At 69.9% G+C, this 22,759-nt stretch carries 25 protein-coding genes; 12 read left to right on the top strand and 13 right to left on the bottom strand.

What is annotated here, in order from left to right; genetic code table 11:
* Nucleotides 1–2: 2 nt before the first annotated feature.
* From ACOJUJ_RS28260 to ACOJUJ_RS28240, 5 genes are all read right to left on the bottom strand, one after another.
* On the bottom strand, nt 3–551 hold the full coding sequence (locus ACOJUJ_RS28260) for an acyl-CoA thioesterase (protein ID WP_420130277.1): 549 nt from the start codon (nt 549–551) through the stop codon (nt 3–5).
* 85 nt (nt 552–636) lie between these two features.
* Entirely contained in the window at nt 637–1,122 is a 486-nt protein-coding gene (locus ACOJUJ_RS28255) for a hypothetical protein (RefSeq protein ID WP_420130276.1), read from the bottom strand.
* A gap of 746 nt (nt 1,123–1,868) precedes the next feature.
* Entirely contained in the window at nt 1,869–3,197 is a 1,329-nt protein-coding gene (locus ACOJUJ_RS28250; RefSeq protein ID WP_420130275.1) for a glycerate kinase type-2 family protein, read from the bottom strand.
* On the bottom strand, nt 3,194–4,123 hold the full coding sequence (locus tag ACOJUJ_RS28245; protein ID WP_420130274.1) for a 2-hydroxyacid dehydrogenase: 930 nt from the start codon (nt 4,121–4,123) through the stop codon (nt 3,194–3,196). Before ACOJUJ_RS28245 ends, ACOJUJ_RS28250 begins: the two co-directional genes overlap by 4 nt.
* On the bottom strand, nt 4,123–4,659 hold the full coding sequence (locus ACOJUJ_RS28240; protein WP_420130273.1) for a GNAT family N-acetyltransferase: 537 nt from the start codon (nt 4,657–4,659) through the stop codon (nt 4,123–4,125). Before ACOJUJ_RS28240 ends, ACOJUJ_RS28245 begins: the two co-directional genes overlap by 1 nt.
* A 197-nt stretch (nt 4,660–4,856) precedes the next feature.
* Here ACOJUJ_RS28240 and ACOJUJ_RS28235 point away from each other — a divergent pair, with 197 nt between their 5' ends.
* The 3 genes from ACOJUJ_RS28235 to ACOJUJ_RS28225 all read left to right on the top strand — a co-directional run bounded on the left by ACOJUJ_RS28235 (nt 4,857) and on the right by ACOJUJ_RS28225 (nt 5,816).
* A complete protein-coding gene (locus tag ACOJUJ_RS28235; RefSeq protein ID WP_420130272.1) occupies nt 4,857–5,045 on the top strand; it encodes a hypothetical protein in 189 nt (62 codons plus the stop codon).
* 119 nt (nt 5,046–5,164) lie between these two features.
* Entirely contained in the window at nt 5,165–5,569 is a 405-nt protein-coding gene (locus tag ACOJUJ_RS28230; RefSeq protein ID WP_420130271.1) for a response regulator, read from the top strand.
* A gap of 16 nt (nt 5,570–5,585) precedes the next feature.
* On the top strand, nt 5,586–5,816 hold the full coding sequence (locus ACOJUJ_RS28225) for a hypothetical protein (RefSeq protein ID WP_420130270.1): 231 nt from the start codon (nt 5,586–5,588) through the stop codon (nt 5,814–5,816).
* 201 nt (nt 5,817–6,017) lie between these two features.
* On the opposite strand, the gene ACOJUJ_RS28220 is transcribed toward ACOJUJ_RS28225, so the two are convergent.
* From ACOJUJ_RS28220 to ACOJUJ_RS28210, 3 genes are all read right to left on the bottom strand, one after another.
* Complete coding sequence (locus ACOJUJ_RS28220) at nt 6,018–6,446, bottom strand: helix-turn-helix domain-containing protein (protein ID WP_420130269.1); 429 nt, start codon at nt 6,444–6,446, stop codon at nt 6,018–6,020.
* Nucleotides 6,447–6,460: 14 nt separating this feature from the next.
* Complete coding sequence (locus ACOJUJ_RS28215) at nt 6,461–6,841, bottom strand: hypothetical protein (RefSeq protein WP_420130268.1); 381 nt, start codon at nt 6,839–6,841, stop codon at nt 6,461–6,463.
* A gap of 174 nt (nt 6,842–7,015) precedes the next feature.
* Nucleotides 7,016–7,534, bottom strand: a complete 519-nt coding sequence (locus ACOJUJ_RS28210; protein ID WP_420130267.1) for an arsinothricin resistance N-acetyltransferase ArsN1 family A — start codon at nt 7,532–7,534, stop codon at nt 7,016–7,018.
* A gap of 372 nt (nt 7,535–7,906) precedes the next feature.
* Between ACOJUJ_RS28210 and ACOJUJ_RS28205 the strand changes: the two genes are divergently transcribed.
* The 5 genes from ACOJUJ_RS28205 to ACOJUJ_RS28185 all read left to right on the top strand — a co-directional run bounded on the left by ACOJUJ_RS28205 (nt 7,907) and on the right by ACOJUJ_RS28185 (nt 12,074).
* Nucleotides 7,907–8,287, top strand: coding sequence for a cupredoxin domain-containing protein (locus tag ACOJUJ_RS28205; protein WP_420130266.1), 381 nt, complete (start codon nt 7,907–7,909; stop codon nt 8,285–8,287).
* 12 nt (nt 8,288–8,299) lie between these two features.
* Nucleotides 8,300–8,563: a heavy-metal-associated domain-containing protein gene (locus ACOJUJ_RS28200; RefSeq protein ID WP_420130265.1), complete on the top strand. Its 264-nt coding sequence runs from the start codon at nt 8,300–8,302 to the stop codon at nt 8,561–8,563.
* A 4-nt stretch (nt 8,564–8,567) separates the two neighbouring features.
* On the top strand, nt 8,568–10,976 hold the full coding sequence (locus tag ACOJUJ_RS28195) for a heavy metal translocating P-type ATPase (RefSeq protein WP_420130264.1): 2,409 nt from the start codon (nt 8,568–8,570) through the stop codon (nt 10,974–10,976).
* A 293-nt stretch (nt 10,977–11,269) separates the two neighbouring features.
* Nucleotides 11,270–11,608, top strand: a complete 339-nt coding sequence (trxA, locus tag ACOJUJ_RS28190; RefSeq protein WP_420130263.1) for a thioredoxin — start codon at nt 11,270–11,272, stop codon at nt 11,606–11,608.
* Nucleotides 11,609–11,684: 76 nt separating this feature from the next.
* Nucleotides 11,685–12,074: a metal-sensitive transcriptional regulator gene (locus ACOJUJ_RS28185; RefSeq protein WP_420130262.1), complete on the top strand. Its 390-nt coding sequence runs from the start codon at nt 11,685–11,687 to the stop codon at nt 12,072–12,074.
* Between the two features lie 580 nt (nt 12,075–12,654).
* On the opposite strand, the gene ACOJUJ_RS28180 is transcribed toward ACOJUJ_RS28185, so the two are convergent.
* The 4 genes from ACOJUJ_RS28180 to ACOJUJ_RS28165 form a co-directional block, all read right to left on the bottom strand.
* A complete protein-coding gene (locus ACOJUJ_RS28180) occupies nt 12,655–14,424 on the bottom strand; it encodes a BamA/TamA family outer membrane protein (protein ID WP_420130261.1) in 1,770 nt (589 codons plus the stop codon).
* Between the two features lie 563 nt (nt 14,425–14,987).
* Complete coding sequence (locus tag ACOJUJ_RS28175; protein WP_420130260.1) at nt 14,988–16,337, bottom strand: tetratricopeptide repeat protein; 1,350 nt, start codon at nt 16,335–16,337, stop codon at nt 14,988–14,990.
* Nucleotides 16,338–16,353: 16 nt separating this feature from the next.
* A complete protein-coding gene (locus ACOJUJ_RS28170) occupies nt 16,354–16,926 on the bottom strand; it encodes a hypothetical protein (protein WP_420130259.1) in 573 nt (190 codons plus the stop codon).
* 224 nt (nt 16,927–17,150) lie between these two features.
* The gene (locus ACOJUJ_RS28165; RefSeq protein ID WP_420130258.1) at nt 17,151–18,491 is read right to left on the bottom strand and encodes a sigma-54-dependent transcriptional regulator; all 1,341 of its coding nucleotides are present in this window, start codon (nt 18,489–18,491) and stop codon (nt 17,151–17,153) included.
* Nucleotides 18,492–19,489: 998 nt separating this feature from the next.
* Here ACOJUJ_RS28165 and ACOJUJ_RS28160 point away from each other — a divergent pair.
* Entirely contained in the window at nt 19,490–19,681 is a 192-nt protein-coding gene (locus ACOJUJ_RS28160; protein WP_420130257.1) for a hypothetical protein, read from the top strand.
* A 10-nt stretch (nt 19,682–19,691) separates the two neighbouring features.
* Here ACOJUJ_RS28160 and ACOJUJ_RS28155 read toward each other — a convergent pair whose 3' ends face one another.
* A complete protein-coding gene (locus tag ACOJUJ_RS28155; RefSeq protein WP_420130256.1) occupies nt 19,692–20,657 on the bottom strand; it encodes a YncE family protein in 966 nt (321 codons plus the stop codon).
* 96 nt (nt 20,658–20,753) lie between these two features.
* On the opposite strand from ACOJUJ_RS28155, the gene ACOJUJ_RS28150 reads away from it, so the two are divergent.
* The 3 genes from ACOJUJ_RS28150 to ACOJUJ_RS28140 all read left to right on the top strand — a co-directional run.
* A complete protein-coding gene (locus ACOJUJ_RS28150; protein ID WP_420130255.1) occupies nt 20,754–21,350 on the top strand; it encodes a D-sedoheptulose-7-phosphate isomerase in 597 nt (198 codons plus the stop codon).
* Between the two features lie 41 nt (nt 21,351–21,391).
* Nucleotides 21,392–21,874 carry a hypothetical protein gene (locus ACOJUJ_RS28145; protein ID WP_420130254.1) on the top strand — a complete coding sequence of 161 codons (483 nt, stop codon included), beginning with the start codon at nt 21,392–21,394 and terminating at the stop codon, nt 21,872–21,874.
* Nucleotides 21,875–22,397: 523 nt separating this feature from the next.
* A partial coding sequence (locus ACOJUJ_RS28140) for an MBL fold metallo-hydrolase (RefSeq protein WP_420130253.1) occupies nt 22,398–22,759 on the top strand: 362 nt, incomplete at its 3' end.

Below are 22,759 nucleotides of genomic sequence, written 5' to 3'. Positions count from 1 at the left end.
GGTCAGCCGTCCGCGGAATTCTTGCGGCTGCGGCGGCGGACCAGGCGCTCTTCGCGGCGGCGGTGCCCGTCGGCCTGGCGGCGCTTTTCATCCTCCGTCTCGGCGAGGATGGGCGGCACGCGGGCGGGGCGGCCCTGCTCGTCCAGCGCCACGAAGGTGGCGTAGCAGGTGTTGGTGTGCCGCTCGGCGCCGGTGATGGGGTTCTGCGCCATCACCCGCACCCCGATCTCCATGCTGGTGTTGCCGGTAAAGTTGACGGACGCGTGGGCGATCACCAGCTCGCCGATGTAGATGGGCTCGTTGAACTCCACCTCGTCGAAGCTCTTGGTGACCACCGGCCGCCCGGCGTGCTTCATGGCGCAGAACGCCGCCGCGCGGTCGATGAACCCCAGCAGCACGCCGCCAAACAGCGTCCCCGCCACGTTCTGGCTCTGCGGCTCCGCCAGGTCGGCAAAGGTCACCTGCGAAAGGCGCACGGCCCGCGGCACCGTGGGGTCCGGCGGCGGCGTGTTCAGATAGATCTCCACCGGGCGGATCATCCGGTTCGTCATCGGTCTTCGGGCTCTCGTCGTGGATGGGTGGTTCTCGGGCGCGGAAGATGGCGCGGGCGGCCCACGGCGGAAAGCCCCGGCCGCGTCACACCGGCACCGGCCGCGCCGACGCGGCGGCCTGCCGCCACGCCTCTTCCACCGCTTTGGCCGGGGCGCCCCACATCCGGATCCTGGTCCCCACGCCGCGCGGATGGATGGTCAGGGTGGCGAAGAACAGCATTCGCCCGGTCTGCAGCCGCTCCATCTGCGGCCAGGGGATCAGCAGCGGCGGATGGCGAAAGCGGAACGGGCGCCATGGCCGCAGGTGCAGCCCCGCCTGCGCCACCTCGAGGATCATGCAGTTGCGGTAGTTGGCCGGGAGCGGATTTCGCCCGCGCCGCAGGTCCAGCGACGCCATCCCGAACCGCCGCACCGGCGCGCGCACGGTGCCTTCCGGCTCGCGGTACAGCTGCGCCAGCTCGCCCCACCCGCCGATCTCCGCCAGCAACCCCACGATCCCCAGCCACATCACGGCGAATCCGACCACGAACACGGGCAGAAACCACATCAGAAAGGTCGCTGGATCGTTCATGGGCGGGCGCCGGTTGGGAGGAGAGATGAAAATCGGGCGGGGATGATACGCTCGGCCCGGGAGGAAGTTGCGAGGGGCAGGTGCGTAGAGATACCTGCGTCCGGGGAAATCACTGTCATCCTGAGGAAGGCGCCGCGCCCAACCTTCCTCACACTCCGCGTCATGGCGCCGACCGAAGAATCTCTGTCCGAAGCGGGCGGGGCCCGCGCTGAACCCCCGACGAAGCCGCAGTGATCGTACGCCCAACGTTCAGATTCTTCGGTCGGCGCACTGGCGATCGTGCAACCCGACAGGACCGGGTGGGTGCCTTCCCCAGAGGATGTTGAAAAACCTCGACCCTCCCAGTCATCCACAGTCACCCAGAGGGAGGCGCTGCTCCGCAATCTGCTGATACACAATGCTTTGGCGCCGACCGAAGCACCTTGCCCGCAAAACCAGGAGCCTTGAACGGCTCCCTAAGGCTGGGCCTCGCGCGACCCGACAAAGATCCTTCGGTCGCGCGCAGGCCGTTGTGGTTCAGCAGGTTGCGGGTGTGCGCTCCCCCAGGATGACAGTGTGCTTCTGGGAGGAACAGCTGAGGTTTCTCAACACCCTCTCAGCCTCAGGATGACAATGTGCTTCTGGAGGAACAACTGAGGCTTCTCAACACCCTCTCAGGATGACAGCGTGCTTCTGGAGGAACAACTGAGGCTTCTCAACACCCTCCCAGAATGACACCCATCCGCCGGATCTTTTACAGGTGCTCTTTAGCCGCGGACGGCATCCACCAGCACAAGCACCACGTCGTTGACGTGGGTGCCGGTGGGGCCGGTGACGATCAGGTCGCCGGCGGCGCGCAGGAATGGATAGGCGTCGTTGCGGCGCAGTGCGTCGCGGGCGTCCAGGCCAGCAGCGTGGCCGCGGGCGACGGTACCGCCGTCCGCAAAGGCGCCGGCCGCATCCGTGGGGCCGTCCGTCCCGTCCGTGCCGATGGACGCGGCGAGCACCCCATCCACCCCCTCCAACTCGATCGCGGCGGCGAGCGCCAGCTCCTGGTTGCGGCCGCCGCGACCGGATCCCAGCACCGTGACCGTCGTTTCGCCGCCCAGCAGCAGGGCGAGCGGCGCCTCCGCGTACTCGCCGACGGCGGTCATCGCCAATTGCGCCACCTGCTCGCCCACGGACCGCGCCTCACCCTCCACGTCCTCCGCGACAATGCGGGCCACGTAACCCAGCCGCTCCGCCACGCGCGCGGCGCCGGCCAGCGCGTCGCGCCCGCCCGCGACCACGTGTGCCGTCGCGCGCTCGAAGGCGGCGTCGTACGGCTTGGGCGTCTCATCCCGCTCGCCGTCGTCACCGGCTTGCAGGTGCGCCAGGATGGCGGGTGGGAGATGGATGCCGCGGTCCCGCAGCACCTCCAGCGCGTCCGCGTACGTGGTGGGATCGGGGACGGTGGGGCCGGAGGCGATCACGTCCAGCGCGCCGCCGACGACGTCCGAGATGGCGAGCGTCACCACGCGCGCCGGGGCCGCCGCCCGCGCCAGCCACCCACCGCCAATGCGCGACAGGTGCTTGCGGACGGTGTTGATCTCGTGGATGGTGGCGCCGGAGCGGAGCAGCGCGTCCGTCACCTCCCGCAGTTGCGTCAGCGAGACGCCGGGCACCGGCGCCGGCCACAGCGCGGAGGCGCCGCCGGAAAGCAGGCAGAGCACCAGGTCGCGCGGCCCGGCCGCGCGCGCCAGCCGCAGCGCGTCGGACGCGCCCGCCATCCCGCGCGTGTCGGGAACGGGATGCGCCGCTTCCCACACCTCGATGCGCGGCAGGTCGGCGCCGTGGCCGTCCTTGGTCGTGATCGTCCCCTCCGCGATCCGGTCGCCCAGCACGTCCAGCGCACCCGCCGCCATCGCCGCCGCCGCCTTTCCCGCGCCGATCAGCAGCACGCGGTCGATGGAGGAGAGGTCGATGGTCTCCGCCCCCGCCACGGTCAGCCGCACGCCGTCGACACGGAGCGCGCGGACCACGGCGGCGCGCGCGTCGGCGGCGGCCAGCGCGGCGCGCAGGATGGCGAGGGCGTGCTCGCGGAGGGGACGGCTCATGGGACGGGATTCAGCGGTGAAGCGCCGCTGAGCACCGCGTGGACGTTGCGCGCCGCCAGCATCGCCATGCGCGTGCGCGTTTCGCGCGTGGCCGAGCCGATGTGCGGCAGCAGCGTCACGTTGGGCAGATGGAGCAGACCCGGGTGGATTTCCGGCTCGCGCTCGTAGACGTCCAGCCCGGCGCCGGCCAGCGGGCCGTCGCGCAGCGCATCCACCAGCGCCGCCTCGTCCACCAGCGCGCCGCGGGCGGTGTTGACCAGAAACGAACCCGGCCGCATCCGCCGCAGCGCATCCGCGTCGATCGTGTGGCGCGTCTGGGGCGTGAGCGGCGCGTGCAGGCTCAGCACCTCGCTGCGGGCGATCAACCCGTCGAAATCCACCCACTCCGCCCCCAGCGCCGCCTCGTCATGCGTGGAAAGACGGGTGCGGGAGTGGTAGATGACGCGCATCCCGAACGGTGCCGCCCGCCGCGCCACCGCCCGCCCGATGCGCCCCATCCCGAAGATCCCCAGCGTTTTGCCGTTCAGGTCGGCGCCCAGGTAGTCCCAGAACCCCCAGCCGTGGAACTGGCCCGCGCGCAGGCTGCGCTCCGCCCCCGGCAGCCCGCGCGCGGCGGAGAGGATGAGCGCCATCGCCAGGTCCGCCGTGGCGTCCGTCAGCACGTCCGGCGTGTTGGTGACGACGATTCCGCGGGCGCGGCACGCACCCCGGTCCACGTGCTCGTACCCGACCACCGCGTTGGCCACGATGCGCAGCCGCGGCGCGCGGTCCAGCAGCTCCGCATCCACCCGGTCCGTCAGCAGGCAGAGCAGCGCCTCCGCCTCCGTCAGCGCGCCCCGCCACCCGTCCGGTCCGGTGAGACCGAACGGTCTCAGCAGCTCGATCGCCCCGTCCGGCAACGGAAAGGTGGTGACGATGCGCGACATCAACCCACCGGCTTTTCCCAGAGGCTCACGCCCGCGCCGCCCAGGCCCAACAGCTGGTGGTCGCGGATGCTCATCTCCGTGAACCCCAATGCCCTGACGATGGGATGCACCGCCAGCCGCCGGCGCTGAAAGGCCGTGCGCAGCGCCACGATCCCCCGCCCCGCCAGCCACACCTCCACCGCCTCCAGCGCCTCGCGCGCCAGCCCCCGCCGGCGGTGCGAGGGGTGGATCATCAGCATCCCCAGCAGCGCCCGGTCCGGCCCGGGGTTCCCCGCCCACCAGCCCACCGCGCCGATGTCCTCGCCGGTGTCGATCAGGGACAGCATGGCCACCTGCCGCCCCCACGTCTGCTCGCACGAGCGAAGCTCCTGCGCCGCCGCGTCCGGCACCGGCCGCGGCACGCCGGTAAGCACGCTGAAGTGGTCCGCGCATGCCTCGAACACGCGCTGCAGGCGTTCCTCGTCGCCCGCGCCCAGCGCGCGGATGGCCAGGCGGGCGGTCTCGATGTCGATGGGCGCGGTGGGCGCTGCGGTCACGGTTGCGTCATGCGGGTGGATGGATGCCGCGCGGCCCGGGCATCCGGCGGGGGGAAGTTGCCCCGCGCGTCCGGCGGGGTCAAGTTGGTGTCGCCGTCGTCCATCAACCCCACGGACGGCGGCGAGGCAACGCACGGGACACGGCGGACGCGCAGCCCGCTATTCCCTATTCCCTGTTCCCTGTTCCCTGACGTTCAATGCAGCTTGAGTCCGCCCACTACATGCGGACGGGCGACCTGGTGCGCCACGACGGCGGCCGGACGGGGGCCGTGGTGGAGGCGCTGACCCTGTGGGCCACCGTCCGCTGGGACGATGGCGGCGCCGACGAAGAGGTGGAGCAGCTGGACCCGCGCATCGTGGTCACCGAGCGGGCCACCCGGGAGTAGACGGCGAGCACAATCTGCAACCTGCTACCGTCGCAGTGTAATTACCTCGTAAAAACGCTGGCGCGCAACGACTTGGGTGTGTTACAATGGAGGAGAAATCCCCTCCAGAAGGACATCCAATGATCCAGAAGTACGAGCCGGCCGCCGACGCGGTCCGGACGGTCCTCATTGTCGAGGACCAGATCGAGATGCGCGCCATCGCGTCCGCCTACCTGGAGCGCCAGGGCTATCGCGTGCTGGCCACCGACAACGGGGCCGACGCCGTGCGGCAGGCGCGCGCGGAGCAGCCGGACCTGATCTTCATGGACGTTTCCATCCCCGGGATGGACGGCATTCGCGCCACCGCCGAGATCAAGCGCGATCCGGCCACGCGCGCCATCCCCGTCGTCATCGTCACCGCGCACCCGTACGGCTCGGTGGGCAAGCGGGCGATGGACGCGGGGTGCGACGGGTGGCTCAACAAGCCGTGCGACCCCCGGCGCCTGCTGCAGGAAGTGCAGCGGCGGGTGGGCGCGCCCAACTGACGTTTTCCGGGACCGGATGAGCTTTATCGACCCCAGCTGGTGCGCGCGCATCAACGCGCACCGCGCCTCCCCGCCCCAGCCCGTCCCCCCGCCCGCCGCCGCGGAACCGCCCGCGCACGCTCCCCTCAAGCGGCGCGAGATCCCGTCCGTGCACGTCTGCGAGCTGTGCGGCACGACGATGTACGACCACCACTGCAAGATCGTCTGCCCCAACTGCGGGTACAAACGCGACTGCAGCGACCCGTAACGCGGTGCGGCCGGGATCCTCAACAGAAGAGGGTACAGAGGGACAGACAAAAGCCAGAGGAACAGAGGAAACCCATTTCCCCTGTTCCTCTGGCTTTCTCTGTTCCTCTGTACCCCGTCCTCGGTTTCTCCGCCTTTTCCGAATCCAGCGATATGGATCGTCTCGCCAACCGATTCGGGGATCACACCTTCGACATCAACCTCATTCCGTCGTGGCTCCCGCGAGCACGGCCGAGAGCGGGCGCTTGCCCTCAGCGACCGGGTTGAGCGTGATGCTCACCTCATAGCCAGCGGCGGCGGCCAGGCGGACCAACGTGGCGACCTCGATGTTCTCACTGCGTTCGATCTGCTGGATGCGAGCCGCCGAAACATCCGCGTCACGGGCGGCGGCACGAAGCGAGTTGCCAGCCTCCTGGCGCATTCGCAGCATCAGCTCGCCCACCGTCGCCGTTACGATTACGTCTTCGATGTCCCTCGGCGTGTATGAGCGCGCGTGGGACCCCGGGAGAGGCCCTTCCACAAACTCACCGTCACCCGCCTGGGCGATCAACGACATCAACCGGTCGCTCGGCGGTTCCTGCAGGCCAAGGTCCGCCTGTACCTGCTGGCGGGTCCGCGTGCTGTCAGTCATGACTCGATGCTCCGTTATCCGAATACCTTCACGCCGCTCCTGTACGCCACCAGCACCTCGAGCGCCAACTCCAGTTTCGCCTGGCCCGGCGCATCGCCCTCCTTGACCTCGCAGTTCACGACCCCCGCATCGCCGTTCGCAAGGAAGAACAGGTAGATCCTCGATCCCCCCTTCTCGCCGCCGCGGCTCGCCGACTTGAGCTCGAACAGCGGCAGCTTCTTCAGCTTCTCCAGATAGCGGCTCTCCCTGCCGTGCTGATGCAGATCTGCCAGCATCCCGACCATCGTGCTCACCGCATCGTTCCTGCCGTTCGCGACCAGGCCGAGAAGCTCATCAATGATGATCTCCCGCTTGGTGCTGAGCCGGTCGGGGTGTCGCGCGAGCCAGAGTCTCATGTAAAGAATACCGTTGACAGAAGCGGGCGTCAAGGGCAGGGTTTACACCCTTGATGCTCAAGCAACGATCTGCGAAAGGTGGCGGATTTTCCGGAATCGCAAAGACTCCTAAGGAGCTGCCGCGAAACTGCGGCATCGCCGCAGATCTCGCAAGAGCGTGGCTACTCCCACCAATCAACCTATCGCATCCCCCAGCAGCCGCTCCACGATGACCACGTCGCGCCAGGCGCTGTCCAGCTTGCCATGGCGCTCGTACGTGCCCACCTCGCGAAAGCCGTGGCGGGCGCAGAGGCGGCGGGAGGCGTGGTTCTCGGGGAAGATACGGGAGAGGACCTTCCACAGGCCGGCAGCCTCGCACGCAGGGAGAAAGGCGGCGAGGAGCGCGTCACCCACGCGGCGGCCGCGGGCGCTGGCGGCGACGTAGACGGAGAACTCGGCGATGCCGGCATAGCACTCGCGCGGGCGGTACGTCGAGGTGGCCACCCATCCCACCACCCGCCCGGCCGCCGCCGCCGCCACCAGCACCGGGTGCCGGGGGTCGCCCAGCCAGCCGCGCACCTCGTCCGGCGCGCGCTCGCGCGTTTCGAACGTCGCGGTGCGGCCGCGGATACCCTCGTTGTAGACGGCGGTGATGGTGGGCACGTCGTCCGCGGTGGCGGGGCGGACTTCGACCGCCGGGGCTGCGTCGGTCATGGACGGATCATGGCGGAGGAGCGGATCGGAACCCGGAGCGGATCGGCAATCTACAGACCTCAAGCCCATCCGCAGCAGCCCCCGCCAGCACCGGCAGCGCGGCCCCGGCCGCACCCTACGTTCCGCCGCACCCGAGACTCCGCCCTCACCACCAACCTCCCCCGGCAGTTTCGGGTGAGGTGGGCCGGTGGTGCCGGTCCGTCGGGGCCTGCGCGGACCGTCCGAAGCACCTCCCAACCCAGCCACCCCATCACCCTTGACATAGGGGGAGGGGGTACCATAAACTTGTGCTCAAGGTAGGGTGCTGGGGTATATGATGCTCCGCGATGGCGCGGGAGATCGCGCCCGCGGAGCGGGCACACGGAGGGGACGATGAGCGCAATCGAATGGATGGTCGCCTTCGCGGGCATCGCGGCGATCGCCTGGGTGAACTGGTACTTCTTTCTCTCCCACGGGCCGGTGGCGCAGGCCGCGGCGGGCGCGGGCGGGGTGCAGGAGGTGACCATCGCGGTGCAGAGCGGCTACTCGCCCGCGCAGGTGCGGGTAAAGCGCGGCGCGCCGGTGCGGCTGGTGTTCGATCGGCGGGAAACGTCGTCGTGCTCGGAAGAGGTGGTGATCCCCGAGTTCGGCATCCGCCGCTTTCTCCCGGCTTTCCAGAAGACGGCGGTGGAGATCACGCCGCAAACGGCCGGCACGTTCGACTTTACCTGCGGCATGAGCATGCTTCGCGGCAAGCTCACCGTGGAGGATTGAGGAGATCGATCGATGTCCAACACGACGAACGCCCACGAGAAGGTCACCATCCCGGTGCAGGGGATGAGCTGCGGCGGCTGCGCGGGGAGCGTGCAGCGGGCGCTGATAACGCACCGCGGCGTGAGGGCCGCCGCCGTAAACCTGGAGCTGAAGAGCGCGACGGTGGAGTTCGATCCCGCCGCGACGTCACCCGATGCGCTGGTGCAGACGATCCGCGCCGCCGGCTACCAGGCCGCGCTCCCGGATCATGACGCAGATCAGCGGAACGAGGGATAGCAACATGTCCACGACGCAGACGGACCACGCGCACCACCACCACCACGCGCCGCCGGCGGCTCCCCTGCCGGCGGACGGCAAGGTGACCATCCCGGTTTCGGGGATGACGTGCGCGGCGTGCTCGGGACGGGTGCAGCGGGCGCTGGAAAAGCAGCCCGGCGTAAACGCGGCCGCCGTGAACCTGATGCTGAAGGAAGCGACGGTGGAGTTCGACCCCGCCGCCACCAGCCCCGACGCGCTGGTGCAGGCCATCCGCTCCACCGGCTACGAGGCCGCGCTGCCGGTGCCGGACCAGAGCGCGTTCGCCGAGCAGGAGGCGCAGGACCAGGCGCACGACGAGGAGTTCCGCGACCTGCGCCGCAAGGCGGGCGTCAGCTTCGCCGTCGCACTGATCGCCATGCTCGTTTCCATGCCGCTGATGGCGGGGGGCGAGCACGCGCACGGCGCCACCGTCGACCCGTTCATGCGCTGGGCGATGGGGTGGGTGAATCCCGCGCTGCAATCCGCCTTTCCCTGGCTGTACCAGCTGCCTCGCTCAGTGCTGAGCTATGGACTCTTAGCACTGACCGTCGGCATCATGGCGTGGGCGGGGCGGCACTTCTACACGCGGGCGTGGGCGGCCTTCCGCCACCGCTCCGCGGACATGAATACGCTCATCGCCATCGGCACGGGCGCGGCGTTCGTGTACTCCGTCGCGGCCACGGTGGCGCCGGGCTTCTTTCTGGCGCGCGGCATTCAGCCGGACGTGTACTACGAGGCCGTTGTCTTCATCATCGCCCTCATCCTGATGGGGAACGCGATGGAGGCGCGGGCCAAGCGCCAGACCTCCGCCGCCCTGCGCGCGCTGGCGCAGCTGCAGCCCAAGACCGCGCGCGTGCTGCGCGACGGCGCGGAATCCGACGTCCCCGTTCAGGACGTGCGCCACGGCGACACCGTGGTGGTACGCCCCGGCGAGCGCATCCCCGTGGACGGGCAGGTGGTGAGCGGAAGCAGCGCCGTGGACGAGTCGATGCTCACCGGCGAGTCGCTCCCCGTGCAGAAGGGCGCGGGCGACCGGGTGATCGGCGGCACCATCAACCGCACCGGCGCCTTTCGCTACACGGCCACCACGCTGGGTGCCGCGAGCGTGCTGGCGCAGATCGTCAAGCTGATGCGCGACGCGCAGGGCTCCCGCGCGCCCATCCAGCGGCTGGCGGACCGCATCAGCGGCATCTTTGTCCCCGTGGTGCTGCAGATCGCCATCGCCACCTTCGTCATCTGGTTCGTCGCGGCGGACACGGCGCCGGGGGTGCGCGCGTTCGCCGCGGCCGTGGCGGTGCTCATCATCGCCTGCCCCTGCGCCATGGGGCTGGCCGTGCCCACGGCGGTGATGGTCAGCACCGGCAAGGGCGCGGAAGCCGGAGTGCTGATCAAGGGCGGCGAAGCGCTGCAGCGGGCCGGCGGGCTGACCACCGTGGTGCTCGACAAGACCGGCACCGTCACCGAGGGCCGGCCCACGGTCACCGAGCTGGCCCTGGCGCCCGGGGCGCCGGTGGATACGGCGGACGAGCTGCTGCGCCTGGTCGCCTCCGTCGAAGCCTCGTCCGAGCACCCGCTGGCGGACGCCATCGTCCAGCATGCAAAGGCCAGGGGGATGGTCCTGGCGGATGCGGACGGATTTGAGTCGCGCACCGGGCGCGGCGCGGTGGGGGTGGTGGATGGGCGGATGCTGGCCATCGGCAACGCGCCGCTGATGCAGGACTACGGCATCTCCCCCGCGGCGCTGTCGGCCGCTGCGGACCGGCTGGGCGCGGCGGGGCAGACGCCGATGTACGTGGCGGTCGACGGCAAGCTGGCCGGGCTGGTGGCCGTGGCCGATCCCATCAAGGACACCTCGCGCGCCGCCATCCGCCGCCTGCGCGGCATGGGGCTGCAGGTGGTGATGCTGACGGGCGACAACCGCCACACCGCCGAGGCCGTCGCGCGCGAAGCGGGGATCGAGCGCGTCGTTGCCGAGGTGCTGCCGGAGGGCAAGCTGGAGGAGATCCGCCGGCTGCAGGCGGAGGGCAACGTCGTCGCGATGGTGGGCGACGGCATCAACGACGCCCCCGCGCTGGCGCAGGCGGACGTGGGGATCGCCATCGGCACCGGGACGGACGTGGCCATGGAGGCCAGCGACGTCACGCTGATGCGCGGCGACCTGAACGGCGTGGCGGCGGCCATCGAGCTTTCGCGCCGCACCATGCGGACGATGAAGCAGAACCTGTTCTGGGCCTTTGTCTACAACGTGGTGGGCATCCCCATCGCCGCGGGGATCCTGTATCCGGCCTGGGGCCTGCTGCTGTCGCCCATCCTGGCCAGCGCCGCCATGGCGTTCAGCTCGGTGAGCGTGGTGTTCAACAGCCTGCGCCTGCGCCGCGTGCGCCTGGCGTGACAGGGCACCTGACCACGGACGCCGCTGATGTCCTGAGAGGGTGTTGCCAAACCTCGTCTTGCTTCCCGTGGGGCACGGTGTCATCCTGAGCCTGAGGGGAGCGCCCACCCGTAACATTATTAGCCACAAAAGCTTACGCGCGACCGAAGGATCTTTGCCGGGTCGCGCCGAGCCCAGCCCTCGGGAGCCGTTCAGGCCCTTCCGTATAGGGGGTAGCCCTATACGGCGCAAGGTGTTAGATTGAGTGCATCAGGGCGCCGGAATCCACCGGTGCCAGCCCAAATGGAGCAATCATGCAGCAGACGACGACGGGCCACCCGCAGGCGGTAACGGACGCGGACTTCGCGGCGCAGGTGGAAGGCGCGAACGAGCTGGTGCTGGTGGACTTTGGCGCCGCGTGGTGCGGGCCGTGCCGGATGATGGAGCCCACCGTCGAGGCGCTGGCGACGGAGTACGCCGGCAAGATCAAGGTGGTGACGATGGATTCCGACACCAACCCGCAGACCGTGACGCGCTACAACGTGCGCTCGCTGCCCACCTTCATGTTCTTCAAGGGTGGCAAGCCGGTGGACCAGGTGATCGGCGCCGTGCCGCGCCCCATGCTGGAGCGCAAGATCCAGGAGCACGCCTGAGGGTGAAGGGGTGAACGGGTGAGGGGGTGATCGGCCCCCTCACCTTTTCCGCTCAACGGGATGAGAAGAGGGCTTGATGGCGACGAGCGAGAATGAGGTGGACGGAGGCCAGGTGGGGACGGCGGTTTCGGCCGCGTGCGGGTGCGGCGTGGAGCACGGCGACGATGCGCACGGCCGCCATGCGCTGGCCGTGGACACCGGCGTAAAGGACCGCAACCTCAAACGTCTGCGCCGCATCGAGGGGCAGATCCGCGGCCTGCAGCGCATGGTCGAAGAAGACCGCTACTGCGCCGACATCCTCACCCAGATTTCGTCGGTGCACGAGGCGTTGCGCTCCGTGGGGCGCGAGCTGGTGCGCAACCACCTCAAGCACTGCGCCGCCGCCGCCATCCGCAGCGAAGAGCCCCAATCCGCCGAGCGCATGTACGACGAGCTGGTGGACATGATGTTCAAGCACGTGCGGTAGGCGTGTCTCCGCCGGTTTCCGGATGAGCGGATAAACCCGCCGCTGGGAAGCGACAAGCCCCGTCTCGGCGACGCTCACGCGTCACCGAACGGGGCTTCACCTGCTCGCATACTCCACGCCCGTCGCGCGTGGAGAGTCAGGCGCGACGACCCGTCGAAGCGGTCGAATCGTTCCGTAACAACCAACCCCTCCCCCGAAGTTGGGGGAGGGGTCGACCGCCGTTGCGAGGAACGAGCAAAAGGCCGGTCGGGGGAGAGGGCCCGTCCGTAGCGCGCCTTGCTCCCTCGATTCCTTCGCCTTCCTGGCCGTCGGCCACCACGGGCCAAAGCCCGCGGCTATAAATGCCATAAGCCCCGTCTCGGCGACGCTCACGCGTCACCGAGCGGGGCTTCACCTGCTCGCATCGTCGACGCCCGTCGCGCGTGGAGAGTCAGGCGCGACGACCCGCCGAAGCGGTCGAATCGTTCGGTAACAGCCAACCCCTCCCCCGAAGTTGGGGGAGGGGTCGACCGCCGTTGCGAGGAACGAGCAAAAGGCCGGGCGGGGGAGAGGGCCCGTCCGGAGCGCGCCTTGCTCGTTCTCAGTTCGGAAAGCTGAACAGCGAGGCGGAGAGGGTGCGGCGGCTGCTGCGGCGAAGCTGGGGGTCGTCCTGGCGGCCCCGGCCGATCGCCTGGCCCAGGCCAAAGGTGACCACCACGTTGCCGGCGGAAAGCGCGTCCGTCACCGGCACCGCCACGTCCATGCGGTAGGTGCGCCGCGACCCGGGCGGAAAGGCGGCGCGCAGGCCAAAGCCCACGCTGGCCTCCACCGGTGAGTTCACGCCAAAGGTGTCGCCCCCCGCCCACATCTTTCCCGCGTCCACGAACACCGCCGTCCCCAGGTCGAACAGCCGCGGATACGGCCATCCCAGGTACATGCGGTGCTCCAGCGACGCCACCACGCGCCGCTCGCCCGGCCACGCGTGCGTGGGCAACCCCCGCAGCCCCGCGCGGTTCCCCATCGTCAGCTGAAACGGCACCATCGTGCGCCACCCGCCCACCACCGTCGCCGCCGCCACCACCGTGTGGCGCGACGCGTCGGAGGGGCGCCAGTACGCCCACGCGTCCGCCTGCCCGAACAGGTTGCGCCACTGCAGCTCCTCCGCGCCGTACACGCGCCGCCCCTCGGCGCGCGCGCTGACGCCGGCCAGCACCCCCCGCACCGGCGCCGAGGCCACCGAGAACCCCAGGTCCACCAGCAGATCGTCGTCGTCCGAGAACGCGGCCAGGCTGCGCCCGATCCCCACCTCGGCCTCTACGCCCAGCCGCACGTCCTCCGTTCCCCGCACCACGTCCAGCGCCCGCCGCCGCTGAAACCGAACGTTGCGCTGACCGGCCAGGAAAACCACGCGCACGCTGGAGATGGTGTCCAGCCCCGTCACCGGCCGCTCCGGCTCTTCCGGGATCACCTGCCGCATGGCGGGCCGGTCGCCGCCGCCGTCCACCGACAGGTAGTCGCGCGGGTACTCCGTCCACTCCCCCGCCAGCGCCACGCCAAACAGCGTCAGCTGTCCGCGCCGCCCCAGCCGCATCACCGTCCCCACGTCGAACGAGCGGCGCTCTTCCTCGAAGTAGCGCCGCCGCACCCCGCCGTCCGCCCCCGCGTCGGGGACGAAGATGATGAAGTTGCGCTCCTGGTGCTCGATCTCCTGCCGGAACGCCCAGCGCCCGTTCTCACCGCGGAACGGGTACGCCAGCCGCTGCACCACCGACACGCCGACGGGCGTCCTGGCCACGCTGAGCTCCGCGTCCAGCCGCGTGCCCAGCAGCTGCCGCGTGCCCACCGCGGCGCCGTACACGCGCTCGCCCTGCGACTCCTTGAAGTACGCGCTTACGTGCTGGCCCGTGCCCAGCAGGTTGTCTTCGCGCAGCTCCAGGCCGGTAATGGCCACGCCCCCCTCGTCGCTGTCAAACTGCGGCTCCAGCCGCACCGACCACTCGTCGCGCGTTTCCACCACCACGTGCTGCGACCCGTCCGGCTGCCGCACCCCGAACACGTCGGCGTCCGCGATAAACGACAGGCTGCGGAGGATGCGCTCGGAATCCTCCAGCAGCGCGGGGACGTAGCAGTCGCCCACGGCAAACAGCAGCTCGCGGCGGATGACGGACTCGCGGGTGCGCACGTGGATGCGGTTGGCCGAGCGGTACGCCCAGCCGAAGCGCCGGTCCAGGTCGTCGCCACCCACGTCGAACACCGAGCCGTTGTCGACAAAAATCTCGCTGATGACCCCGTTGCGGCACGCGTCGCTCCCCGCCTGCGCCCTTGCGGGCACGGCGGCCGCCAGTGCCAGCGCCGCCACCAGGGCGGGCACCGGGCGGCGGAAACACGGGGAGATGCGCGTGGGGCTCAACCGCTTGCCTCTTCGTCGTTTTTAGCCGCCGCAAGGCGGAGCGTCGCGTGTGGGATGGATGGGCTTGTACCGCGCGGGGAAGGGCAATGTTCAGGCCGGGTTGCCGCGACGCACACGAACGCGGGTGAGGTCCTTTGAAAGAGGCCCCGCCCGCGTCCCGTTCCCGCCCGAAACGCGAAGCGGCCCGGACCCTCGTTTCAGGTCCGGGCCGCTCATGGTGATGCGTGCGGTTTCAACCGCCGCTGGTCACCATCGTGCCACCCTGCGTTGCGCCTGGATCGCTCGCCCCGGTGATGCTCCGGCCACAGGCAGCCAGCGTGGCGAGCAGGACGAGCGCGAGTAGTCTGCGTACCAGCATTGCTGTAAGCCGAGAGAAGGGGGGATGAGAAAGTGGGTAGAGTGAATCTAGCGGTGCCCGCTACCCGCGGCAAGAGCAACGCACCTTTTACGCGTTCACGAACGCTGCGGCGGAGCCGCGGAGCGGGGCCGACCGAGCACCGCAAACGTTTCCAAGACGCGCCAGATCAATCGCCCGCGGCCGCCAGAGGGTGCTCTGGCTCTTCCGGCCCACTCTCGAAAAGCGACTCATTCCGGAGACGAAGCTCCGCCAGCACGTCGTCTACCCCGGCCAGGTTGCGGACAGCGCCGAGCTCATGAAAGATCTCGCGGGCTCGCTCCAGGTACGCCTGCGCTTCTTCGGTGCCGCCGGTCTGGCGGCGAAGCTCGGCGTAGTCCCTCAGCGTCTCCGCTTCCAGGAACGGATACCCCTTGTCGCGGGCGATCTCCAGCGCCTTTTCGAAGAAGGTGAAACCGTCCTCGTCACGCCGCGCCCGGGCGATGTTGCCGCGGCCCTGGTACATGCGTCCCAGCATGTACACGGAGCCCGAGCGGATGGCGTGCTCCTCGGCGACGCGCCCCCATTCCTCGGCCTGCGAAAGGTGCCCTTCGCGCAGGCACATCTCGGCCATGTCGCTGGAGATGCCGGACCGCAGGGCGTGGGGCACCGGCTGCTCGAAGGCCTGCTCGTACGCCGCGCGGGCGTCCGCGAACCGGCCCTGCTGCTCCAGCAGGTGCGCGGTGTTGATGTAGCAGATGGCCATGTCGTGCGGCGACGACAGCGTGCGCCACATCTCCAGTGCCTGGCCCAGGAGCCGTTCGGCGTCGTCCAGGCGCTCCAGCCACGTGTCGATGTTGCCCAGGTTGTTGAACAGCTGGGCGCGCTCCACACTAGGCACCGGGCCGTCCAGCCCCTCCAGAAGCGCCAGGGCCTCGCGGTACCGCGCATCGGCCTCGACCCACCGGCCCTGCCACGCCAGCACGTTCGCGTAGCCGGTACGCGCGACCACTTCGCCCCGCACCTCGCCCGCGTCGCGCGCAAGCTGGGCGCTGCGTTCGTAGTGCGAGCCCGATTCCTGAAAATCGCCCAGGGTCAGCGAGACGCGACCGATGCGGCGCAAGGCCAGGATCTGGGGACCTTTGTCGAGCAGGGGGAGCGAGATGGCGAGCGCGGAACGGTAGCACTGCCGGGCACCCTTCAGGCGCCCGCCGCCTTCCATCTGCTCGCCGAGCGCCACCAGCTGAAGCGCGGCCTCGTCTTTCTGTCCCGCGTAGAAGGACCGGAAGATCGGGCGCAGCCCTTCGTACAGGGACGCAATGTAGGAGCGGAGGCTTTCCTCCGCTTCCTGCACGGCCCGGTCAACTTCCTCGGCGGATACGATCCGCTTGTCGACCGTGGCGTACGCGCTGGAGCTGTCCCACGCCTTGCCGGGGTCCGGAACCGCCGCGCCGATGATCCTGAGCCTGAGAAGCTCAAGCTCGTCGACCTCGGGGAGCAGGCCGAGCAGCTCTTCTACCGTCGCTTCAATGCGAGACACGATACGGCGGGTGGGTTCAGCCCCCGGAAGTCACGAAGGTGCCACCGCGAGCCGCATCGGTGGTGCCGTACGTCGAAAAGTGATCGGTAAGCGTGCGCAGGCGCTGGCCGTCGGCCGTGACGGTGGCTCCCATGTTCACCCAGCCGCCGTTCCACCAGACGATGGTGGGGGCGGCCCCGGACTCGATGGTGGTGCCGCGATACGGAAGCTCGATGGCGATGGGCTTGGCGAAGTCGCTGTTGTGGGGGCCAAACTCGGCCACCACCCGCTCGGCGCCCTGCGGATCCACCGGCAGGCGGATGCTGAACATCGTTACCTTGTCCACCGCGCCCGCCGGGACCTCGATGGCGAAGCCGTTGAAGTCCAGCCGCCCGCCCGCGGGGCCGATCCACTTCTTGGCCCAGGCGATGGTGACCTGCGGCGTATTGCGGAACTTGGCGAGCGCGGCCACGTCGGGAGACGCGCTTGCGCTGAACGCCGGCGCGGCCGGGTCCGGTGCCAGGGGCGAGCCCGCGTCGGCGCACCCCGCCGCAAGGAAGGAAAACGCCAGGGTGAAGGCAACGCCGAGCTTACGGATGATGGAGCCCATTCAACGTCCTCCAGGACTGTGGTAGGGAGGGGATGCCGCACAGACTAGGCACGGTGTGTACCGCGGGGCCGCACAACGGGGTCTAGACCGCAACCCTTTGCAACTTAACCGCTTAGGCGCCAGAAATCAAACAATCCGTACACCCGGGTGCCTGCGGGCGCCGCACCGGACGTGGGCGGAGTGCACAGAATGAGTGCAACCTGCGGGCCCAAACTGTATCAGTATCAGTGTTCGATCCCGTAGTCGGTGATCTTGCGGCGCAGCGTGTTGCGGTGGATTCCCAGGCGCTCGGCGGCCACCGTGACGTTGTTCCCCGTCTCGCGCAGGGCGCGGCGGATCATCCGCTTCTCCATCTCTTCCAGCGTCACCAGCGGCGGCTCGGAGGGCGCGGCGGCGGCGCCGTTGGCCGCGGCGTGCGGCTCGGGCGGGTGCAGGATGTCGGCGGGCAGGTGCTGCGGAAGAAGGATCTCGCCGTCGGCCATGACCACGGCGCGCTCGGCGGCGTTGCGCAGCTGGCGGACGTTGCCGGGCCAGGGGTGCCGGTGCAGCACGCTGAACACCTCCTCCGCCACCGCGCGTACGGGGCGCCCGTGCTCGCGCGCGTAGTGGGCAAAGAAGTGCGAGGCGAGCAGGTCCAGGTCGGTGCCGCGCTCGCGCAGCGGCGGCAGAAGGACGGTGACCACGGCCAGGCGGTAGTACAGGTCCTCGCGAAAGCGCGACTCGTGCACGGCCTGCGACAGGTCGCGGTTGGTGGCCGCGACAATGCGCACGTCGATGGAAACCGGCGAGCCGCCGCCCACCCGCTCCACCTCGCGCTCCTGGATGGCGCGCAGGATCTTGCTCTGCAGCGCCATCGACATGTCCCCGATCTCGTCCAGAAACAGCGTGCCGCCATGGGCCCGCTCGAAGCGTCCGATCCGCCGGCCGATGGCGCCGGTAAAGGCGCCCTTCTCATGCCCGAACAGCTCGCTTTCCAGCAGGTTTTCGGGGATGGCGGCGCAGTTGATGGCCACGAAGGGCCCACGGTTTCTGCGCGAGCGTGCGTGAAGCACGCGCGCCACCATTTCCTTTCCCGTCCCGCTTTCGCCCAGGACAAGTACGGTGGCGTCGCTGGTGGCGGCACGGGCAATGGACTTGAACACGCCCATCATCTGCGAGCTGGCGCCCACGATGGTGTCGTCGGTGGCCCTGGCGACCTCCGGCAGCGGGCGCAGGCGCTTGATCTCTTCGACGCCCAGCAGGATCTCGCGCACGCGGCCGCGGGGGAGCGGCTTGGGAAGCACGTCGTGCGCGCCCTGGCGAATGGCTTCCATGGCCAGGTCCATGGTGGGCTGCGAGGTGAGCAGCACCACCGGCGCCATGCCGCCGTCCTCGTGCAGGCGCCCCAGGATCTCCAGCCCCGCGCCGGAGAAATCGGCATCCAGCAGGATCAGGTCCCAGCTTCCGGACGCGATCATCCGCAGCCCTTCGGACAGGGACTGGGCGGAGAACAGTTCCGCGTCGTCCAACTCCGGTTCGAGCGTTCGACCGAGGCTACGGTCCGCGTCGAGGAGAAGAACCTTCAAGTGCAAGGTGGGGCGATGCGTGTCAGCGCTTGATGGGGAGCCTGACCAATATACGGACGCTCATGCGGTGGCGCAAAGGTTTGGCCGCCGTTGCCCGGAATCGTCCGTTTGCTGCCTTGCCCCGCGCACCCACACGGCCGGAAGCCGTTCACGCGGCCGGATGTGAGTGGCGGATGAGGAGTGGATCAGGGGACAGGCGCCCGGATTTCCGCGGACCCTGTTACCCATCTCTCCGGGACGGCGCTACCGATGTCTCCGGGACGGCGTTACCGATGTCTCCGGACGCCGTTACCGATGTCTCCGGGACGGCGGCGCGAGCGATGCTCACCCATCAATCCGAGCGGGCAACGTGCCGTCCCATCGTGCCTGTCTTGCTCCAGGCAGTGAGGGCCGTCCGGCGATTCCGGTTCGGCATCGTGGTATCCGCCGCAAAAGGGCGAATAAATTCGCTGCAACAACCACACGAATTCCGCCTTCGCGGAATGGCGGGCCCGCGGTAGTTCACGGGTCGGTGCGCGTGGTGAGGTCGAGGTGTGCCCATGTGTCCCCCGGCATCTGGAGAGCGATTGAAATCGCGGCAACGACCTCACGCTGTCCGCCTTCGCGGACACGGCGGCCCGCCGGTTTGCGGCGTCCCAGGCACCTGGCCGTCCGCACCGGCACGGCGGCTGGCGCCGTCCGCATCGACCGATCGATCTCAGATTTTTCATCATCCACCGACGCGGATACGGAAGGCTCCGCACGCTACGCGGAACGCAAGGTGGTGGAGAGTGCCGTGGTGCGAAGGGTGGGGGTGAGGGACGAGTGGTGATGGAGGAGGGACGGGAAGAGGTGGCGCAGGGCGGCGCCATCCTTCGACGGACCGAGGCGGAGCGATGGCACCGCATCTGCCGTAGCTTGCTCTCTTGCCGGGCGGCGGTCGGAGAATGTAGCTTGACGCGACCGAAAGCCCGTACGTCCACCGACCCGTTTTTCGCGCCACGCTGGAGCCGGACCCGATGAAGTTCGCCCTGATCGCCGCCGTGCTGATCACCCTTCCCGCGATCGCCGGGCTCATCTACAGCCTGGTCAGCGGGAACAAAGGCCTGATGTACGCCGCGATCTTCAGCCTGGCGCTGAACTCGCTGCCGTTCCTGGCGGCGGGGCTGCTGATGAACCGCTCGGGCGGCGGGGACGACCTGGGGCACTGAGCCCCGGCGTTCACCGCAGCACCCGCAGCTCCCCGAGCTCCAGCAGGTACAGGCGCCCCCCGACGTCGAACGCGGCGTCCAGGGGCGCCGCGTTCGTTTGCCCCAGCACGCGTCCGGTAAGCGCGTCCAGCACCGCCAGCCGCGCCCCGCGCCCCTGTCCAAACACCGCCACCCGCCGCCCCGACGGGTCCACGCGCACCGCCAGCTCGCCCTCGGGCCCGCGCACGGGGGGCGTCTCGGCCCAGATGCGCCGCAGCCCCTGCGGGCCGTGCCGAAGCCGCACCACCAGCCCGTTGGCCTGCCAGCCGTACAGCGTGCCGTCCGGCCCCGCGGCCAGCCCGCGCAGCGCCTCGGCCTGGTCGGCGGCAAAGAGCACGCGGCCGCTGCCGGCGTCGCGCACCTGCACGGCGGGCGCTACGTCCTCCATGCGGTCCACCGACACGTAGACGCGGTCCGCCAGCGGCGAGACGGCCAGTCCCACGGCCTCGCCGCCGGTTTCGGCCCACCCCCAGCGCGGGGCCAGCGTGGCCGGGTCCAGCCCCACCACGCCGCCGCGGCGGTTGGCGGTGAACACCCAGCGCCCGCGCGGGTCGCGCGCCGCCGCGCGCATGGCCGATGAGCTCCATCCCGCCGCCGCGCGTCCCCCGCCCGCCTGGCCGCGCACCAGCCGGCGCGGGCCCTGGGAGATCACCAGGCGGTCGCCGCTGCGCCAGAGCAGGCGCGGCACGGAGTCGCCGCTGACAGTCACCGTCGCCACGACGCGCCCCGCGGAATCGTGCCCCGCCAGCCGTCCGCGGGTGCCGATCCAGGCGATGCGGGCGGAGTCCAGGGACAGCGTGGCGCCCTCGGCCACGGGCTGCGGCAGGGGGATGCTCCAGGCCGACGGGAGCGTTTCGGCCGGCTTGCACGCGGCGGCCAGGAGCATCGGCAGGAGCAGCGATGCCGCGCGCGCCCTTGCGGCGGTCATGCGGCGCATGGAATCATTCCCATCCCGTCTGGAGTACCAGCCGGCTGCGGAGGTCCGCAGCGTTCCGTCCGCGCCCGTTTGGCGCCCCACGCGTTCCGTCTTGAAGTGCCGCACCACGACGTTCTCCACCTGATCCGCGACGCGCTGGACGAGTCGGCGCGCGTAAAGCTGGCCCTGCGCGAGCTGGCGCCGGACGTGGCGCGCGTATCCGGCCGCATCGCCGACGCGTTTCGCGCGGGAAACCGCCTGTACGCGTGCGGCAACGGCGGCAGCGCCTGCGACGCCATGCACCTGGTGGAGGAGCTGGTGGCGCGGTACAAGCGCGACCGGCCGGGCCTCCCCGCGCACCACCTGCTGGACGCGGCCACGCTCACCTGCTGGAGCAACGACTACGAGTTCGGCACGGTGTTCAGCCGGCAGGTAGAGACCATGGCGCGCCCCGGCGACGTGCTGGTGGCCATCAGCACCAGCGGCAACTCGCCCAACGTGGTGCGCGCCGGCGAGGCCGGCAACGCCCGCGGCGCGCTCACCTTGGGGCTGACGGGACGCGACGGGGGGCAGATGCGCGCCCTGTGCGCCGAAAGCCTGGTGGTGCCGGCTCAGGCCACGGAGCGCATCCAGGAAGGGCACATCACGTTGATTCACCTGATCTGCGAGCTGGTGGAGCGGGAGCTGTTCCCCCAGTCCGTGCTCCCCGCCTGACGGCCGTGATCCGATCTCATTCCATGTTCCCGAACCGCCGCATGCACAGGATCGCCCCCGCCGCACTCCTCGCCGTCGTGCTGGCTGCCTGCGGCCGCGACGCGCCGACCGAAGACCAGCTGCAGGCGCGCCGCGAGGCCCGCCGCGACTACTGCGTGGCCGAGGCGCTGCAGGGGCACGCCCAGTCGCGGCTGGCCACGCTGGACACGCTGCTGCGGCAAAGCCAGGCGCGCGGCACGGTGCCTTCGTACGTGAGCGCCCCGCACACCTTTGCGCAGGTGTACGCCACCTTCGCGGACCTGCGCGCGCACGAGACGGCGTACGTGGACTCGGCGTACAGCGCCACCAGCACGACCGACTCCACCACGTTCGAGCAGAAGGCGGCCAGCTTTCGCGTGAACCGTCCCTCGCCGGGCAGCCTGGAGGAGAACGTGTGGCGGGACTACGCGCGGGACTATGCCATGTCGCGGGCGGACCCGGAGCATGGGTGCAACCGGCTGGTGGAGGAGCCGGGGAAGGAGTAGGGCGGGAGGTGAGAGGGAATAGGGAGTAGGGAATAGGGAATAGCCTGCAACTGCTTGAACTGCGGGGTACAGGGGACAGGTTACAGGGGACAGCCTGCAACTGCGCACCCTTCACGAGCCTCGCCTTGGCCGCCGCGCGCGGGCCGGGCGGGGCTTCGTCGTGCATGGCGCGATGCCGATGCGCCCCGCGGCACTCGCCCGCGCCGGACCCGTCGGCGCAGGCCGACATCACGCTTTCGGTGCCGCGATTTCGATCGCCGGGTCCGGAGCGCCGCCGATCCATCGGCACTCTCCCCCCGCACGATCCCGCGGTTCAACCTCCCCCAGGGGTTATTGGGGGAGGTGGGCGAGGTTTACGAGCCCGGTGGGGGCGCCGCTCGGACTCCGCTCCGCATCTTCATCCCCCGCATCCGCCGCGCGTCGTCTTTCATCATCCTCCGCCTTGCCGTGCCCCCCGCCGCCCGCGCATTGTGTCCCGGGTGGAGAGGACGGACGAACGCGGATCTTCAGGGGGAGGCGCAAGATGGCCGTGGTGCACCTGTTGGGAACCGGCGCGGGGTTCAGCGGGCCGGAGCGGACCACCACCATGCTCGCGTTCGAAAGCGGCGGGCACTCGGTCGTCGTGGACTGCGGCGGCGACGTCATCCAGCGCCTGCTGGCATCCGGCCTGGACCCCGCCGGCATCGAGGCGCTCATCGTCACGCACGAGCACCCGGACCACGTGGCCGGCTTTCCCCTTTTCATGGAAAAGATCTGGCTCTCCGGCCGCCGCCATTCCATCCCCGTCTACGGCATTCGCCCGGCGCTGGACCAGGCCCGCCGCGTTTGGGACGCCTTTCGCACGGACACCTGGGAAGGCATGCCGCACATCCAGGAGCACGAGGT

The sequence above is a fragment of the Longimicrobium sp. genome (genome assembly GCF_048594345.1).
In the GTDB taxonomy this organism is placed as follows: Bacteria; Gemmatimonadota; Gemmatimonadetes; order Longimicrobiales; family Longimicrobiaceae; genus Longimicrobium.
The sequence above is the reverse complement of the archived record's forward strand: the minus strand, read 5'-3'. Positions and strand labels throughout refer to the sequence as shown.